Origin of the sequence: Streptomyces solitudinis, from assembly GCF_036323765.1 — a bacterium.
Classification (GTDB): Bacteria; Actinomycetota; Actinomycetes; order Streptomycetales; family Streptomycetaceae; genus Streptomyces.
The window spans coordinates 1-307 of sequence record NZ_JAZDCW010000039.1 but is presented as its reverse complement, the minus strand read 5'-3'; the positions used below and the strand labels follow the sequence as shown (position 1 = coordinate 307).

Here is a 307-nt window from a genome sequence, read left to right as displayed (position 1 = left end):
AGGCCACCGAAGAAGAAATCACCCCCCACCTCACCGACCACGTCACCCTCGCCGCCCTCAACGCCGCCAACTCCCTCGTCATCTCCGGCGACAGCGACCAAGCCCACACCATCGCCGACCACTTCACCACCCTGGGCCGCAAAACCAAACAACTCACCGTCAGCCACGCCTTCCACTCCCCCCACATGGACGGCATGCTCGACGCCTTCCACCAGGCAGCCACCCACCTCACCTACCACCCACCCACCATCCCCATCATCTCCACCGTCACCGGAGCCCTCACCACCACCGAACTCACCGACCCGGA

General features: G+C 65.1%; 1 protein-coding gene. It reads left to right on the top strand.

Annotated features, from left to right (window positions below; translation table 11 throughout):
• Positions 1–307: acyltransferase domain-containing protein (locus V1J52_RS26045; protein ID WP_330142430.1), on the top strand; the 307-nt coding region annotated here is incomplete at both ends.